Origin of the sequence: Asticcacaulis biprosthecium C19 (genome assembly GCF_000204015.1) — a bacterium.
Lineage (GTDB): Bacteria > Pseudomonadota > Alphaproteobacteria > Caulobacterales > Caulobacteraceae > Asticcacaulis > Asticcacaulis biprosthecius.
This window is the reverse complement of record NZ_GL883078.1, coordinates 410,258-425,615: the sequence shown is the minus strand read 5'-3', so window position 1 is coordinate 425,615 and position 15,358 is coordinate 410,258. Positions and strand designations below refer to the sequence as shown.

The window sequence follows — 15,358 nt, the reverse complement described above, 5'->3', positions numbered from 1 at the left end:
CACTTAGGTGTGGTCCCCGAATTGCTGCGCCGGTGTGCAAGTCTAAGATGCGCCTCATCGGGCGGTAATTTGTTCGACCGAAGGAGACGACCATGATGACGCACACTCACAAGCTGATGGCCGGCGCGATCGCCGCCATGATGCTCACCGTACCGGCCGCGGCCATGGCTCAGGAAAGCTATGACGGCTACTGCTATGCCAAGAACAACAAGACCACAGGCACCATCATCGGCGCCGTCGCCGGTGGGGTCGCTGGCAGCCAGGTATCGAAGAATGAACGCGGTCTGGGCGCCATCATCGGCGCCGTGGCCGGCGGTGCGCTGGGTCGCAAGATTGCCAGCGACAGCACCAAGTGCCTGAACGGCGAATACTATTCCTATCAGGGCAGCGCCTACGAGCCGATGAGCCCGCCGGAAGGCTATGACGTCGTCTATTTCAAGAGCCGGCCCAAGACCAGCGCTTACAGCGTCGTCTATTACGACACCAACCGCCGCACGACGCCGGGCTATGCCTACAATAACGGCAACGGCAACGGCAACTATCAGGTTGGCCAGCCCTATAACAATGGCCAGCCATATAACAACGGCACCTCGTACAACAACGGTACCGCCTACAATACCGGTACGGCGGGTTGGCGTGACGACAAAGGTGTGTGGCGCACCGGCCGCCCTGTCGCCGTGGGCTGGAAGGATTCCCGCGGCCGCTGGCACGAAGGTCAGGTTCAGACCTACGGTTATCGCGATGCCAACGGTAACTGGCGCGAAGAAGCGGCCCCCAGCTACGGCTATAACAACAACGGCAACTGAGTCGTAACGACCCTGCGAAGACCAAGCCTCCCGGTTCGCGCCGGGAGGCTTTTCACCTTTCTTATACCTCCCCGCGCATCTTCGCGCGGGGAGGGGGGCCGCAAGCGCAGCGTAGCGGTGGTGGGGCGACTTGTTGTGGGAGTAGCGGGCCTGCTGCAATCCGCAAAGAGAGTTGCCGACCGCCGCATCGCACTCGCTGGCAACCACAGTCTGCTCATGAGAGCGGTCCCGCCCAAGCAAGCCCGGATATCCGAAAATCTATGCGAATGACTTGCAATTGAATCAGCCTCATGTTATCTGAGACGCATTCGCATTGTCATCTGCCTGGGTTCATTACGTGTACGTCTGTAACTGCAACGGTATCCGCGAACGCGACGTCAACGCCGCCATCTCGTCCGGGGCTTCGACTCCCAAGCAGGTTTTCGACCACGCCGGCTGCCGGCCGCAATGTGCGCGCTGTGTTTGCGAGATGCGCGAAATGATTGACGACGCTCAGGTATCACTCAGCATGGCGGCGGAATAGTTCGCATTCGCGGTCTGCTAGTCAATCGCATTATCATTCGCACTAAGTTTCTGGATTAATTGATAAAAGTCACTTCACACGGTGAGGTGAGGCGGCTATGTTGTGTTGCATTGAAACCGTCTCAGGAGATGCGCCATGAAAGGCCAGCCCGAAATCATCAAGCTGCTCAACAAGGTGCTCACCAATGAGCTGACGGCGATCAACCAGTATTTCCTGCACGCGCGGATTATCGAAAACTGGGGCCTCTATCACCTGGGCCGGATCGTTTACAAGGAATCGATCGAGGAGATGAAGCACGCCGACCTGCTGATCAAGCGGGTGCTGTTCCTCGACGGTCTGCCCAACCTGCAGGACCTGCACAAGCTGCGAATCGGTGAGACCATCACCGAGTGTCTGGAGGCCGACCTCGGCGTCGAGGTTCGCGGTCACGGCGTTCTGGTCGATGGCGTGAAATACTGCGAAGAACACCGCGACTATGTCACCCGTGAGCTACTCAAGCGCATTTTGGAAGACACCGAACACCATATCGACTTCCTGGAAACTCAGCTCAATCTCATCAAGATGATGGGCGAGCCGAACTACATCCAGAGTGGTATGAAGGAAATCGAAGGCGAGTGAAATGATTGAGGCCGGTCTGCAAAGGGCCGTTTTCTGCGCTTCCGGTGCTCACGTACCCATTTTTGTTGTGCTAACGCTTCGCTCCTTCAGCACGGTACGCTCCTCTCCGGTTCTCGAAACCAGCCCTTTTCGCCTCGGCCTGAATCATTTCAAAGTGCCTCGCTGGGAACGATGGATAATCCGCTTTGACCTTTTGCAGCGAAGCACCTAGTTTGGCGCGCAATGGAGCGTTACGCGGATTACCCTTTTGGCTGACCTCAATCGCAGACACCTGATGAGCACCGGGCTTGGCCTGGGTGGCGTCGCGCTGCTTGGCGGTCTGGCCGGGTGTGGCGACAAATCGCCGGACTCCGAAATCATCCCCGACGGCACCGAGGGTGAGGAGGTCATCGACCCCAAGCTGGCCAAGCAGGACGGTACGCTGGAATGGGCCGTCAGCGGCGGCTGGCGCAGCCAGACCGACAAGGCGCGCGACAAGTACCGCCACCCGATCGGCCTGCTGAACTTTTTCGAGATCCGGCCCAAGCACACCGTCATCGATATGTGGCCGGGTTTTGGTTACATGACCGAAATTCTGTCGCCGTATCTGAGCCACGGCAAGGGCCAGTATATCGCTGCACTTTTCGAATCGAAATCGCCGGCTGACCAGGCCATGGCGGCTTTGAACGCCAAGTACCGCGAGCGGTTTTCCGGCAACAAGAAGCTCTACGGCAGCGTCGAATTCACCGAGTTTGGTCCGGAGAGCCCGCAACTGTTGCCGGCGGGCTCGGCCGATTGCGTTCTGATGCTGCTGGTGATTCAGGACTGGATGATGCGGGGCTCGGTGGAGAAGGCGTTCGAGGATGCCTATGCCGCCCTGAAGCCTGGCGGTATTCTGGGGGTGGAACAGCACCGTGCCGACATTGGCGCCGCCCAGGACCCGGCGGGGGCCAAGGGCTATGTCCAGGAGCCGTTCGTGCGCCAGTTGGCGGCCGAGGCAGGATTTCAGTTTGTCCAGGCCAGCGAGATCAACGCCAATCCGAAGGATGACAAAGATCATCCTTTCGGGGTATGGACATTGCCACCGTATCGTCAGACTGCGGAACGTGGCCAGCCGCCTAACCCCGAGTTCGACGGCGCCTTGTACGAGTCCATTGGGGAGAGCGACCGCATGACCTTGAAATTCAGGAAGCCGCAATGAGTCGGATTGCTGCCCTGTCTGCCAATGCGCCTTTGATGTCGGTTCCGGAATCGCGTGCGCCTGAGGGCGGCTCCGGGGAGTGGTACCGTGGCGCCGGCGGTTTGCGGCTGAGGTTGGGCTTTTGGGAGCCCAGAAACCCGGCGCGCGGTACGGTGTTCATTTCGCCGGGCCGGTCCGAACCGATTGAGAAATATTATGAGATCATCCGCGACCTGCTGGCGCGCGACCTGTGTGTGGTGGCGCATGACTGGCGCGGTCAGGGGCTGTCGGCACGCTTGTTGCCGGACCGGCTGAAGTGCCACGCCCGGGCGGCCGACGAATTCATGGACGATTTTCAGCGCCTGCTGGACGCGTTCGAAGACCGCGCGCCCAAGCCGTGGCTGATGCTGGGGCATTCGATGGGCGCGGCCTTGAACCTAATGACCCTGATCAAGGGCGAGCCGCGGATTGCGGGCGCCTTCTTCACCAATCCGATGCTGCGCATGAAGACCGGCAAGCATTCGCTATGGTCGGTGAATTTCCAGACCAACTGGCAGGTCAATCACGGCCGCGGTACGGACTATGTGCCGGAAATTTTCGACGATCCGTTCGAGCATACCTTTGACAACGATGCGCTGACGCACGACCGGACGCGGTATGAAACCTGGCGCGAGCAGTTGTTTGCCTGTCCGCACCTGGCGGTCGGATCGCCGACCTGGGGCTGGCTGTCGTTCGCGCTGAAGGTGGGGGAGACCTTGCTGAAGGATAAGGGCAAGGTCGCCAAGAAGGTCAAGACGCCGATTACCATCCTGTGCTCGGGCGATGATCACCTGATCAATAAGCAGCCGTCGAACAAGTTTGCCAAGAAGCTGGGCAAGGCCAACTATATCGAGATCGCGGGCGCCGAGCATGAGGTGCTGATCGAGTCGGATGAGTATCGCGGCGAGGCGATACGGCATCTGGATGAGTTGCTGGACTTTGTGGCGCCGCGCGGGATTGTCGGTGAGGTGCGGCGGGAGATGCCGTCGATCGAGGATGAGTTGCCGGAGGATGTGGCGCTGTCGGGAGACGACGGGCTTCCCGAAGACGTTAGTGGCGCCTCCGCAGAGGACCAGAAAAGCGCGTAAAGCGAACGGGGTCTGGGGCCAAAGAACGTTTCTTGGGGGCCCAACATTACTCTTAAAATCTTTCTGCTTTTCGGCCCCTCTCAGGGCCGAAAAGCAGAAAGATATCAGGAAGACTGGGGTCGCGGACCCCAGACCCCATTACTTTACGTGCTTGCCGCCCCCTTCAGGTGCTCCAGCGCCGCCTCGACCAACTCGCGCGAAGAGCCGGCAATGACCTGACCTGCCGTGTCCGGCACAGGCTCCCCCCGCCAATCCGTCACCACCCCGCCGGCATTTTCGATAACGGGTATGATGGCTTCGATATCCCACGGCTTCAGCCCGGTCTCCAGCGCGATATCCATCGTCCCCATGGCGACCATGGCGAAGGCATAGGCGTCGCAGCCGTAGCGCGCCAGCTTCACGGCCTTCAAAAGGCTGCCATAGGCCTCGCCTTCGATGCCGGGGAACAGGTTCGGATCGGTCGTCCCGATCACCGCATCATGCAGCCCCACACAACCACGCACCCTCAACGGCACATCGCCGCGCGGCGTGATCAGGCGCGAACCCAGGGGCGAACCGAGAAAGACTTCCTGCAGATAGGGTTGCGCGATGACGCCCAATACCGGCCGGCCGCGGTGACGAAGGCCGATCAGGGTCGTCCACAAGGGCAGTCCGGAGATAAAGGCGCGCGTGCCGTCGACCGGATCCAGAACCCAGACGAACTCGGCATCGGTATTTTCCTCGCCATATTCCTCGCCAATGATGCCATGGTCGGGGAAATGACGGTTGATCAGCGCGCGAATGGCACGCTCGGCACCCTTGTCGGCTTCGGTCACCGGATCGAAACGAGACAGATGGGCCAGCTTGTTGTCGGTGTCGAGACCGGTGCGGAACAGCGGCAAGGCGGCGGCACCGGCAGCGGCGGCGAGTTCGAGCGCGAAGGCTTCGAGACGGGCAAAATCGGGTGTGTCGGACATGTGGACCCGCTTACTGTGGTTCAGCGGGCGGGTCCAGTCACGAACACGATTTTCAGAGCAAACCTCCGACGGCGAAGCCGGAGGCAAGCGCAAACCAATACTTACGCCGCTTGTTCGCTTTCACCGTTCAACGACTTCGCCAGGTCCAGCAGACGGCGACGCGGGCGCTCCGATAGGCGGTAATAGGCCTGGATCAGATCCAGGGTTTCCTTGCGCGAGAACACTTCGATGCCCTCGTTGTTGACGGCGGCGACTTCGGTCTTCTCGTCGCTCAGGCCATCGTAGAAATAGTTGATCGGGGTTTCCAAAGCCTTGGCCAGTTGGAAGAGGCGGGCGGCCGAAATCCGGTTGGCGCCGCATTCATACTTCTGGATCTGTTGGAAACGGATGCCGACGGCCAGCGCCAGTTGCTGTTGGGTCAGCCCCAGCAGACGGCGACGACGACGCAGACGCTTGCCGAGGTGTAGATCGATATCGGTGGCCATGTGTAAGAACCCCTGAACTTGTTCGTGTTGCACGCGTCCCAAAGTGGAACGGCTCGCGTAACGGGGTTCAAACCTCGTGCCACGGGAAACTCGGAGGAAAAGTCCCCCTGACACGGGAGAAATCAGCGCTTTTTGGCCTCTTCGCGCAGCAATCGGACCCACAGCCGTCCCGTACTGCGCGAAATCTCCATCTCCAGCCGCACATCCACCGGTCCGGGCACTTGCGCAAAAGCCCCCTCCTGGCAGATGTCCATCAGCTTTTCGTCGCTGAGAAGGCGATCGGTCCGGCTGTGCAAAGTCAGGGCCTTGACCAGGCCCGCACCCAGGCTGGCGACCGCGGCGGCAGCGCAACCGACCACCGGCATCCAGCCCAGCCCGCCCCAGACGCCCCCCGCGGCCAGGGCAGCGCCTGCCAACACAGCGGCACCGCTCAGCCAGCGCAGCCGTCGGGAGATGTGCGGCACGCTCATCGTGCCGCCAATCCCGGCCCGCCGGCGGTGGACCAAGGCCTGATCCAGCCGCTCCAGCCCGCGCGACCGATGTACCATCCCCATGGCCCGCATATGCAGGACGGTACAGGCGCGATTGCCGCGCAAGAGACCGTACAGGGCGAAGATCAGTCGGACATGCCCTTCCGTCTTTTCCGTCAGTTCGATCTCGATCGTGTCTTCGCGCAGATGCCCGACAGCATGGAACAGGCCCTGGATAAGTTCGATCAGCTTTTCCTGGCGCTGTTGCGTTGCCGTTCGCGTCACAAGGGCCGCCATTTCGGTTTCAGCGAAAAGGTCCTTGAGCGCCAGGCCACGGACATGCCGGTTCAAGCGGTCGATGACCTCGCCACCACCCAGGACCACCAGCGGCGCAAGCGCCGCCACGGCGGGGAGGGCGGTGAAAGCGCAGGCCGCGGCGGCAAGGGCGCCCATGACGGCCAGGAGGATCGTCCGGGTCTGATCCTCGGCGTTGCGGTGATACAGCCTTGCGGCCGTCTCCCCCAACTGTTCATCGAACAGGGCGACCCAGGTCGCCTGCAACCGTCGGAGCTGGCCATCGGACAGGTCCAGGTCCGCCAGCGGTAAAGGCTGGCGAAAGGCCTTTTCATAGGCCTCGGCTGCCAGGCCGACGGTGGACGCCGTGCCCTGGCCGTCGCTTCGCCAGGCCACGGTGTCGAACAGCCGGATCTGGGCACCGTCGGCAGGGGAAGCTGACAGGTTCAGCGGTTGCAGCCGCGCCATGGCTTCGGTGTCGGCCAGGATAGCGGTTATGGCGTCGCCGGTGTGGTCCCCCGGGTCAGGTGGCTTCAAGGCAACCGCCCGGCCCTTGTCACGGCGGATCAGGTCGTCCTGTTGTCCGTGATGACGGTTTCGGAACCATTCGAGAAAGGCCGGCCCGCCGCTGCTGTGATTTTGATAGAAGAGAGTTTGCGTCCTCAGACTGCGACTCATTCGTGCTCCTGCCGATGAGACACGTCTGTCCCGGCAGGCGGCCCGAAGGCGCATGCGCTCCCAGGCCGCCCGCTAGGCAGCCATGTCAACTTCAGTGCTGAAATCGGACGGGAGCTGTCTTCGCCAAAAGGTCGCTTCAATCCGTTGGGGCCTGGTTACCCCTGAAAACGCTGCGGCACCTCGCGCGTTTGGTGCAACATTACCAGATACGGCATGACAGTTTTGTGATGGTTAACGCAAGTTGTCGCGTAATCTGTCACAATGGCAGATATTGTTGTTGGACGTTGTAAATTCAGCACCTTTGAGACGTGGCCTTGTCCAGTACATGGCCATGTGGTAGTGTGAACTTGTCATTCGGCGGAAAAATCCCGCAACACTTCACATTCTGCGAAAACACTTTGCAGATGTTGTGGGATGTGTTATCCCAGACTCCGCCAAAAGGTCGCTTCCGCAAGGATTGCGAACAGAGAAAAGCCTCCGGAAATCTCCGGAGGCTTTTCTTGTATGTCTGATCGAAAACTTAAGCTTCTGCGCCGAAAGCGGACTGCAGACGCTGGAACTGGCTGATAACGGGATTGACCACGACCTCTTGCGCCTCGGCATCGACGAACATGCGCTTGTCCATGTGCGAGATCCGGTCGTACAGGCGGTTGGAGCGGTCCAGCAGGTGCAGCAGGCCTGACGGCAGCGCTTGCTGCGCGGCAAAGGCGTCGGCGGCCAGGGGCGCGATGCGGTACTTGTCGTCGCAGGCGTCGGAGGCTTCCATGTCACCTTCGCGAACGGCGCGCTGGACCAGAAGCCAGGACGCGATCTGCATCAACCGGGTGGTCAGCCGCATGCTTTCGCCGGCATAGACCAGGGCGTCTTCACGTGACAGAAGGCGGGAGTCGCGGCGGCCGTCGCCGTCGAGATAGGCGGCGGTTTCTTCGACCAGAGCCATGCCTTCCTTGAATGTACGATCGAACAGATCGGAGGAGGCAAAGTCCCGCACGACGTGCAGGCGCAAATTCAGGGTCGGAGCGGTGCTTTCGGACATCTACAAGCCTTGTGCTAAACTTCTTGGGCCCGTTCTGACCCGCATATGCCACGTGCCATTCCAAACCTTCGCCGGGACGACCTGCAACGCCTGTGCCATCGCAGTGGGACCCTTCAGGGTTATTAAACGTTAACTACCCTTAAAAGAGAATAAAGCCGAAGCCTCCGATAACCGGTTTTTTTTATTGTCCAACGTGTCGCGCACGCGTTTGATCTCGGCTTCCAGGGTCACGATACGGCTGGCCAGGTCCTCGACGCTGTACGGCGACAGGTCCTCGTGTACCAGACTCTGCAAGGCGGAGCCGCCACCCTGCGCCTGTCGCAACGACAAAGGCAGTTCTTCATCAATCATCGCAAGTCCTCCCGGCCATATCTCTGGACACGGCGCCGTTTCCGGCCAATGCTTAAGGCAGGATGAAACGCCTCTTGGGCGAAGACATCAAGAAAAAAGAATCAATCCAGGACCTTTGGTGGATCACTTCATGAGAGTCATGTCCGTGCGCGGGGACGGGGCCAATCCGTCGGATCTCTATATGTCTGAGGCGCCCCGCCCCGAAACGGGACCCGGATCTGTCCTGATACGGACCAGTCATGCCGGTGTGAACAGGCCGGACATCTTGCAAAGGCGCGGTCTGTATCCGCCCCCACCGGGCGCCGCACCCGGTCTGGGGCTGGAAGTGTCGGGCTGGATCGAGGCGATTAAACCTGCCTTGCCGCCGCCCTCAAGCAGCGAAGCGGTAGGGCAACTAACATTTTCTGATGATGTTGCGTGGCGCGTAGGCGACCCCGTGTGTGCCCTGGTCAATGGCGGCGGCTATGCCGAATATGTCGCCGTTGATCTGCGCCATCTGCTGCCGATACCGGCCGGCTGGTCGATGGCCCAGGCGGCCTCCCTGCCCGAAGCAGCGCTTACTGTCTACGCCAACCTGATCGAACACGGCGGCCTGCAACCGGGCGAAACCGTCCTGGTCCATGGTGGCAATTCCGGTATCGGCGCCATGACCATTCAGATGGGCAAGGCGTGGGGCGCCAAGGTTATCGCCACGGCGCGCGGCACGGACAAATGCGAATTTGCCAAGTCTCTGGGCGCCGACCTGGTCATAGACACCGCCACTGAGGAAGACTTTGTCGCCGCGGTGAAGGGAGCAGGGGGCGCAGACGTCGTGCTCGATATCGTTGCGGGCGATTATGTTGCGAAAAACCTGCTCTGCCTCAATATGAAAGGCCGCATGGTTCAGGTCGGAACCGGCCGCTCGCCGGTGGTGGAGCTGGACCTGCGCCGGGTCATGCAGAAACAGGCGGTCATCACCGGTTCGATGCTGCGGCCGCGCTCATCCGACGAAAAGGCCCGTCTGACCGCCAAGGTGCACGAAAAAGTCTGGCCGCTGATCGAGGCGGGCCGGATCAATCCGGTCCTGGCGGAGACCTTCGCTTTTGAAGACGCCGCCAAGGCCCATGCCTGGATGGACGAAAGCCACTGCGGTAAGGTGGTTCTAAAAATTTGAACTGCGTTCATTTTTATTGAACCTCGTTCAAATTCATGCTAAGGCTTTTTCAACATCATGCGAAGGGGCTTCACATGTCGTATCGGTTTCGTATTGCGCTGTTCACCGCCATTACCCTTTCCGGCTCGCTGGCGGCGGGCTACGCCCTGGCGACACATCCGTTTTCGCCCAGCCGGGACGCAGTGGCCTATGCCGTTGACCAGGGCTGCCTGACCTGGCTGCGCGAAGGTGGCCAGCTCGAGGACTACGTCAAACGCCATTCGCGCACGGTCAAACGCAATGGCAAAACGGCGCAAAAGATCATCGGCCGGGGCGGCGTCACGGTCGAGGAGAATGATCGCGGCGGCTGTTACATCCGCAGCCCCAGGGGCAAGGGGGCGCAACTGCGCGACCAGGTTCTGAACACCCTTGCTGAAGCCGGTCTGAAGGCAGAACCCTTTGCCGACTATGGCCCGGCGGTGAATCGCCGCAACTGGTCGTTCGTCCAGGAGACCTATTGTTTCCGCATGAACGACCAGGTCTTTGTCATGCTGATCTCCAGCTCGGCGACGGGCGACTATGTGCCGTTGCAGGTGACGATGCATAAGGACAAAGACGGCACGGCGGCCAAACTGGGTCTATGTCAGGCTGCGTGACGGCGGGGTTGCGATACCTCTTCCCTTCGTCATGAAATCGCTCTATATCATCACCCAACCCACACGCCCGGCTGCAAAAGCCGGGCGTAGCTATTTCTGGACCGCCAAAAAAAGGAATTAACGACCATGGCCGAGATCCTGATGCCCAAGGCGACCGCCGTGTGGCTGGTCGACAATACCTCGCTTGCCTTCGCCCAGATTGCCGATTTCTGCGGCCTGCACCCGCTCGAAGTCAAAGGCATTGCCGACGGCGAAGTGGCGCGCGATATCCGCGGCGCCGACCCGATTGCCAATGGCCAGTTGACCCGCGAAGAGCTGGACCGCGCCGAGGCCAAGGACACCTACCGCATGAAGGCCCAGGTGTCTCGCCATGCCGAACTGCTGAAGCCCGCCAAGAAGGCGCCGCGCTATACGCCGGTGTCGCGCCGCCAGGACCGTCCGGACGCCATCCTGTGGTTCGTCAAGCACCACCCGGAAGTCACCGACGCGCAGATCTCCAAGCTGCTGGGCACCACCAAGTCGACCATCGAGCAGGTCCGTTCGCGCGGTCACTGGAACAGCATCAACATCAAGCCGGTTGATCCGGTGACTCTGGGCCTGGTGTCGCAGATCGAGCTGGACGCGCTGGTCAAAAAGGCTGCCGAGGTCAAGCGCAAGCAGGCCGAAAAGCTGGGCATTCCGCTGGACGACCCGAGCCTGAAGCCGGCCCAGACCGTGCAGCCGGCCTTCGAGGAAGAGGACGACTCGCCTTACGCCCGCAAGAGCGAACTGTCCGTCGAGGATGTGTTCGGCGCCGGCGGTGGCAAGCGTTCGGAACCGGAAGAAGACGAAGACTACTGATCGTCAGTGCAGCCCGAATGAGGGGAACCCATTCGGGCCCGCCGCCCCCGCGGCAACTGAGCTCCAAAAAGAAAGCCCGCCGGACGCACCGGCGGGCATTTTCAGTTCAGGGGGAAGGAAACAGACAGGCTACGCTTTAATATCGAGGACCCGGCCCATCATGTCGTCGGCGGCGCGCGCGACATTGATGCTGGCCTGGAAGGCATTGCGCGAGTCGATCTGCTCGACCAGGTCGCTGAGGATGTCATTGCCGCGTGAGGCATTGGCGACCAGACTGGTCGAAGCCCGATCGAAACGGGCGGACGCGGCGGTGACACCGGATAGGGACGTGGCAAGCAGCGACATGGTACGCGATCCGTCCTGGGGTACTTAAGGACAGATTACGCGCAAAGCCTTAAGGCCGCTTCGACGGAAAGGGTTAACGGCTTTTAGATTTCACTATCGCCGGATAACCCGCGCGAAGCGCACTTTACGTAACCAGATAAAAACGCGACCGTGCGTCGGTAAATATCGCAAAGTGGGTCCACAGATTACACAGATTACACAGATTATCGCAGATTAAGTAAGAAGCGCGCAGAATTCTTAATCCCTCAAATCTGTGTAATCTGTGGACCCACTTTACGTAAATGCCACTACGCGGTTGTTGCCCGTTCTTGCGTCAGCTCATGAAACCCAGGTTCGACGTCCCGAAATTGCCAATCCGCGGCAAAATCACCGGCAGCTCCGAATCCGACACACCGAACCAGCGCGCCAGGGTCGCCCCCATCTGGTCGACCGAGGTCGTCGGCAGCAGCCGCCCCTGACCGACCTGATCGTCGGTATCGACTGAGATATGCGGCGCCGTCCCATAGAACTGGCCACCGCGCACGCCACCACCCACCACCAGGTGATGAGAGCCCCAGCCATGGTCCGAGCCATTGCCGTTCGACGACAGGGTCCGGCCGAAGTCGGACGCCGTGAACAGGGTCACCTTGTCGGCCACGCCCAGTTCCACGGTGGCGGCATAAAACGCGCTGACCGCTTCATTGATCGCCGACATCAGTCCCGGATGGTTTTCCATCAGGCCGTCGTGGTTGTCGAACCCGCCGATCGACACGAAGAACACCTGGCGCTTGGAACCCAGGGTATTACGCGCCCCGATCAGCCGCGCCACGATCTTAAGCTGGTTGGCCAGGCCATTCGGCCGGCCGTCGGTGTCGAACGAGGTCGTCAGGTTGACCGGCGCCAGGGCCGTGTTGACGATCTCTTCCATCTGCATCGACCGTGCAGTCACGCGCGTAAACTCGTTCTCCAGCACATGGCTGCTGGGGCGGGTGATCAGGGTCTTCAGGGTCGCCGACACCTGGCCGGAACCAAAGGCCCAGCCCTTGGCCGGCCAGATCGGGATCGCACCGTCCGGGCTGATCTGATACTGCAACGCGTCCTGGCCGGACACGAAGACCGCATTGCCCGCGGCGGAAATACAGGTCAGCAGACTGTTGGCATTGGACGACAGCGCCAGGTCGCCGATACGGCCGCCCCAGCCGCGCGTGGCGCCTTCGGACCCCAGGGCCTGCCACACCGACTGCTGGTCGTTGTGCGAGAACAGCTTGGGCGGCAAAGGCACCCCGGCCGACTGATACTGCGCCTTGGTCGTCGGCACCACCAGCGGTCCGACATTGAGCTGCACCGCGGCCTTGCCGGCGTGGAACAGAGACGCCACCCCCGTCAGGCTCGGGTTAAGCGCGAACCGCAGGTCGTCGGTCAGGGTCTGGGCCACGATCGGCGTCAACGCCGTCGGGGTCAGTTCCGCATGGCCGTAGGCGATATTACCGCGCAACCGGCCGGGATTGCCGCCGCGCAGCGCGGCATACAGGTCGTAATTGGGCAGGTCATAGGGCACGACCGTATTGGCGTAGTCGTTGCCGCCATAGAGGAAGACGCAGACGATCGCCTTGTAATCCGTGGCATCGAAGGCCGCCGCTTCACCGGCCGCAGCCAGGTTCAGCGCCATCGGAGCCGCGGCGCCCATGGCCGAGAGGGCCATGGTGCGTTTCAGGAAGGCGCGACGGTTCAGGTCCGGTATGTTGTTCTTGTACATGGGGACGCCTTACTTCTGAACGATATATTCGGGACAGGCCATAACCATCAGCAAGGCGCCGTGGATGCGGTCCATCTTCTGAGCGTCGGTCGAGGCCGCGGTCACCGGGTTGGCGTCGAGTGCCGCCTGCATCAGGGTGATGGTGGCCGGCGATATCTGGTTGGCGGTGAAACGCAGGTTCAGCCAGTCCAGCAACCCCTTGGAGTCGGTCACCAGCGACAGAACATTGCTGTAGCTGGGCTTGACGTCGTTGTAGCCGTTGGCCATCGACCAGGCCAGAAAGTTGATATAGCCGGCTGTCGAGGTCTCATTGTGGATCTGGAACTCCGGCGCCACATCACCGTCCGTGGCGAACTGGGTCTGGGGCGGCACATAGCCGGGCCGGAAGAAGTTGAACACCGACGGCGACCGCAGCGGGCTTTGGCCCAGGCCGGTATCGGCATTGGAGGTGTCGTAGATCTCCCACTTGCCGGTCGCCGAAGTGACGTTGAAGGTCCGCGCCCATTGCGCCCAGCGCACGATCGGTTCCCGCAGCTTGCCGGCGCGCGGCGAGGTCGGCAGGGTGCGCGCCTCGACGTCGGTCAGGATCGCCTTCCACACGGCCTTCAGATCGCCGCGAACGCCGGCGCCATTGTTGTTGAAGGCGGTGGCGACACGCTGGATATAGGCCGGCGACGGGTTGGAGGTCACCAGCCGCTGGATCATCTGCCGCGCAAAGAACGGCCCGACATTGGGGTGGTTGAACAGGGTATTCAGCGCCGTCTGCAACGCCGTCGCGCCCGGCGTATTGGCGGGGATGGTCGTGCCCAGGAATGTCACCGCCAGGTCGGAATGCTTGGAGGCGTCCAGCGCCATGCGATCGCGGGTAAATTCCGTTGTCGGAATGGCATAGGGCAGGAAGACGGTATTCTGCCAGGTGACGCGGCTGTAGTTCCAGTCATAGCCGGTGAACACCCGCGCCAGATTGGTGATGTCCGACTGGACGTAGGTCTCAATCGGCTGGCCGGCGCTGTTGGTCTTCACCGTGCCGTCGAGATTGAGCTCATACAGGCCGATGGTGAACAACTGCATGATTTCGCGGGCATAGTTTTCGTCGGGGACGCGTCCGGTCGACGGGTCTTCCTTCTGATTGCCCTTGGTATTGAGGAAGAAGCCCATCGACGGGTTCAGCGTCACTTCCTCGATCAGCGTGCGGAAATTGCCGAAGACATTCGCCGTCAGCATGTCCCAGTAGCCGGCGATGACATAGGGCGGCCAGAAGCCGTCGATCGGCGACAGCGACGTGACCAGCATTTCCGACAAGGCCAGCGCCAGACGCTTACGCACCTGGTCTGAGCCGGTCATCATCATCCGCCAGGCCATCCAGTCGCCCATGCTCGGATTGAAGTAGTTGCCGTCGGCCTTAGGGGTGCCGTGGGTCTGACCGTCCAGCCAGGCTGTGCCGGTCTGGCTGGGCGCAGCGGCGAACTGGTTATCGAGCCAGGTGCTGTAGGTCTGCTGACGCACCGCGGTGATGTCTTCGGTGGTCAGCGAGAATTGCGCCTGCAGCAGGAACCGCGCGGCTTCGGTTTCGGTATAGTTCAACACCGGTGGCGGCGGTGGTGGCGGTGGAGAACTACCTCCACCGCCTCCGCCCCCGCCTCCCCCGCACGCGGCGAGGGGCAGCGCCAACGCGGCGACGACCCCAAGGCCTGCGGCAGAAGGGAGGCTATCGGATCTGGCTTGTGACTGAGTCTCTGTCTGGGGCTCCGGACGCACCTCGTCCATGGAACCGATTACCTCTTCCCTCATACGCAACACCCCTGAATTCTTATTTTGGGTTAAAGTAACACAGAAAGGAGAGAAGGGAAGGGGGCTGTGGAAAATTGGTCTTTCACCGGAAACCTGTTGGTTATGAAGCGGTTAGGTCGGCCGCTCAAGTTGAGGTTGCGATGATGTGCGACATCTGAACGACGGGTTCGAAATATTCCGGGCAGATCACTGTTCCTTCTCCTCCCCACTTGTTGGGGAGGGGGACCACATCTCACGCGCCCCGCCGAAGGCGCAGCGCGTGAGATGTGGTGGTGGGGCGACTTTCTTTCGCAGACGCCATCGAAAATTGGAAAAGCCAGGAATATAAACAATATCAGCCGCGGTCGGGCTTGACC

General features: G+C 61.1%; 16 protein-coding genes. 8 read left to right on the top strand and 8 right to left on the bottom strand.

Annotation, left to right across the window (positions count from 1 at the left end; genetic code table 11):
• The first annotated feature begins 92 nt into the window (after positions 1-92).
• The 5 genes from ABI_RS12355 to ABI_RS12340 all read left to right on the top strand — a co-directional run bounded on the left by ABI_RS12355 (position 93) and on the right by ABI_RS12340 (position 4,233).
• Positions 93-806 (top strand): glycine zipper 2TM domain-containing protein, encoded by a 714-nt coding sequence (locus tag ABI_RS12355; RefSeq protein WP_006273337.1) that lies wholly within the window; start codon positions 93-95, stop codon positions 804-806.
• 337 nt (positions 807-1,143) lie between these two features.
• Positions 1,144-1,329, top strand: coding sequence for a (2Fe-2S)-binding protein (locus ABI_RS24470; RefSeq protein ID WP_006273336.1), 186 nt, complete (start codon positions 1,144-1,146; stop codon positions 1,327-1,329).
• 135 nt (positions 1,330-1,464) lie between these two features.
• Positions 1,465-1,947, top strand: a complete 483-nt coding sequence (gene bfr, locus ABI_RS12350) for a bacterioferritin (RefSeq protein WP_006273335.1) — start codon at positions 1,465-1,467, stop codon at positions 1,945-1,947.
• 274 nt (positions 1,948-2,221) lie between these two features.
• Positions 2,222-3,127 (top strand): class I SAM-dependent methyltransferase, encoded by a 906-nt coding sequence (locus ABI_RS12345; protein WP_040309214.1) that lies wholly within the window; start codon positions 2,222-2,224, stop codon positions 3,125-3,127.
• A complete protein-coding gene (locus ABI_RS12340) occupies positions 3,124-4,233 on the top strand; it encodes an alpha/beta fold hydrolase (protein WP_006273332.1) in 1,110 nt (369 codons plus the stop codon). The genes ABI_RS12345 and ABI_RS12340 overlap by 4 nt, the downstream gene beginning before the upstream one ends.
• 143 nt (positions 4,234-4,376) lie before the next feature.
• Here ABI_RS12340 and hisN read toward each other — a convergent pair whose 3' ends face one another.
• The 5 genes from hisN to ABI_RS12315 all read right to left on the bottom strand — a co-directional run bounded on the left by hisN (position 4,377) and on the right by ABI_RS12315 (position 8,503).
• Complete coding sequence (hisN, locus tag ABI_RS12335) at positions 4,377-5,189, bottom strand: histidinol-phosphatase (RefSeq protein WP_006273331.1); 813 nt, start codon at positions 5,187-5,189, stop codon at positions 4,377-4,379.
• 101 nt (positions 5,190-5,290) lie between these two features.
• Entirely contained in the window at positions 5,291-5,674 is a 384-nt protein-coding gene (locus ABI_RS12330; protein WP_006273330.1) for a helix-turn-helix domain-containing protein, read from the bottom strand.
• Positions 5,675-5,796: 122 nt separating this feature from the next.
• On the bottom strand, positions 5,797-7,116 hold the full coding sequence (locus ABI_RS23705) for a hypothetical protein (RefSeq protein WP_006273329.1): 1,320 nt from the start codon (positions 7,114-7,116) through the stop codon (positions 5,797-5,799).
• Between the two features lie 520 nt (positions 7,117-7,636).
• Complete coding sequence (gene rcdA, locus ABI_RS12320) at positions 7,637-8,152, bottom strand: protease adaptor protein RcdA (RefSeq protein ID WP_006273328.1); 516 nt, start codon at positions 8,150-8,152, stop codon at positions 7,637-7,639.
• A 129-nt stretch (positions 8,153-8,281) separates the two neighbouring features.
• A complete protein-coding gene (locus tag ABI_RS12315) occupies positions 8,282-8,503 on the bottom strand; it encodes a DUF1192 domain-containing protein (RefSeq protein WP_006273327.1) in 222 nt (73 codons plus the stop codon).
• Positions 8,504-8,633: 130 nt separating this feature from the next.
• On the opposite strand from ABI_RS12315, the gene ABI_RS12310 reads away from it, so the two are divergent.
• The 3 genes from ABI_RS12310 to ABI_RS12300 all read left to right on the top strand — a co-directional run bounded on the left by ABI_RS12310 (position 8,634) and on the right by ABI_RS12300 (position 11,131).
• Positions 8,634-9,656, top strand: coding sequence for an NAD(P)H-quinone oxidoreductase (locus ABI_RS12310; RefSeq protein WP_040309212.1), 1,023 nt, complete (start codon positions 8,634-8,636; stop codon positions 9,654-9,656).
• A gap of 74 nt (positions 9,657-9,730) precedes the next feature.
• Positions 9,731-10,291 carry a hypothetical protein gene (locus tag ABI_RS12305; RefSeq protein WP_006273325.1) on the top strand — a complete coding sequence of 187 codons (561 nt, stop codon included), beginning with the start codon at positions 9,731-9,733 and terminating at the stop codon, positions 10,289-10,291.
• Positions 10,292-10,417: 126 nt separating this feature from the next.
• Positions 10,418-11,131 carry a DUF1013 domain-containing protein gene (locus ABI_RS12300; protein WP_006273324.1) on the top strand — a complete coding sequence of 238 codons (714 nt, stop codon included), beginning with the start codon at positions 10,418-10,420 and terminating at the stop codon, positions 11,129-11,131.
• A 129-nt stretch (positions 11,132-11,260) separates the two neighbouring features.
• On the opposite strand, the gene ABI_RS12295 is transcribed toward ABI_RS12300, so the two are convergent.
• The 3 genes from ABI_RS12295 to ABI_RS12285 form a co-directional block, all read right to left on the bottom strand.
• Entirely contained in the window at positions 11,261-11,476 is a 216-nt protein-coding gene (locus ABI_RS12295) for a hypothetical protein (RefSeq protein WP_006273323.1), read from the bottom strand.
• Positions 11,477-11,789: 313 nt separating this feature from the next.
• Positions 11,790-13,211 (bottom strand): DUF1501 domain-containing protein, encoded by a 1,422-nt coding sequence (locus ABI_RS12290; RefSeq protein WP_006273322.1) that lies wholly within the window; start codon positions 13,209-13,211, stop codon positions 11,790-11,792.
• Positions 13,212-13,220: 9 nt separating this feature from the next.
• Positions 13,221-14,798: a DUF1800 domain-containing protein gene (locus tag ABI_RS12285; protein ID WP_006273321.1), complete on the bottom strand. Its 1,578-nt coding sequence runs from the start codon at positions 14,796-14,798 to the stop codon at positions 13,221-13,223.
• Positions 14,799-15,358 lie beyond the last annotated feature (560 nt).

What these genes read in the sequence shown, in the direction of transcription:
- ABI_RS12355 (WP_006273337.1), top strand. Translation starts at nt 93, where the DNA reads ATGATGACGCACACTCACAAGCTGATGGCCGGCGCGATCGCCGCCATG.
- bfr (WP_006273335.1), top strand. Translation starts at nt 1,465, where the DNA reads ATGAAAGGCCAGCCCGAAATCATCAAGCTGCTCAACAAGGTGCTCACC.
- ABI_RS12345 (WP_040309214.1), top strand. Translation starts at nt 2,222, where the DNA reads ATGAGCACCGGGCTTGGCCTGGGTGGCGTCGCGCTGCTTGGCGGTCTG.
- ABI_RS12340 (WP_006273332.1), top strand. Translation starts at nt 3,124, where the DNA reads ATGAGTCGGATTGCTGCCCTGTCTGCCAATGCGCCTTTGATGTCGGTT.
- hisN (WP_006273331.1), bottom strand. Translation starts at nt 5,189, where the DNA reads ATGTCCGACACACCCGATTTTGCCCGTCTCGAAGCCTTCGCGCTCGAA.
- ABI_RS12330 (WP_006273330.1), bottom strand. Translation starts at nt 5,674, where the DNA reads ATGGCCACCGATATCGATCTACACCTCGGCAAGCGTCTGCGTCGTCGT.
- ABI_RS23705 (WP_006273329.1), bottom strand. Translation starts at nt 7,116, where the DNA reads ATGAGTCGCAGTCTGAGGACGCAAACTCTCTTCTATCAAAATCACAGC.
- rcdA (WP_006273328.1), bottom strand. Translation starts at nt 8,152, where the DNA reads ATGTCCGAAAGCACCGCTCCGACCCTGAATTTGCGCCTGCACGTCGTG.
- ABI_RS12315 (WP_006273327.1), bottom strand. Translation starts at nt 8,503, where the DNA reads ATGATTGATGAAGAACTGCCTTTGTCGTTGCGACAGGCGCAGGGTGGC.
- ABI_RS12310 (WP_040309212.1), top strand. Translation starts at nt 8,634, where the DNA reads ATGAGAGTCATGTCCGTGCGCGGGGACGGGGCCAATCCGTCGGATCTC.
- ABI_RS12305 (WP_006273325.1), top strand. Translation starts at nt 9,731, where the DNA reads ATGTCGTATCGGTTTCGTATTGCGCTGTTCACCGCCATTACCCTTTCC.
- ABI_RS12300 (WP_006273324.1), top strand. Translation starts at nt 10,418, where the DNA reads ATGGCCGAGATCCTGATGCCCAAGGCGACCGCCGTGTGGCTGGTCGAC.
- ABI_RS12295 (WP_006273323.1), bottom strand. Translation starts at nt 11,476, where the DNA reads ATGTCGCTGCTTGCCACGTCCCTATCCGGTGTCACCGCCGCGTCCGCC.
- ABI_RS12290 (WP_006273322.1), bottom strand. Translation starts at nt 13,211, where the DNA reads ATGTACAAGAACAACATACCGGACCTGAACCGTCGCGCCTTCCTGAAA.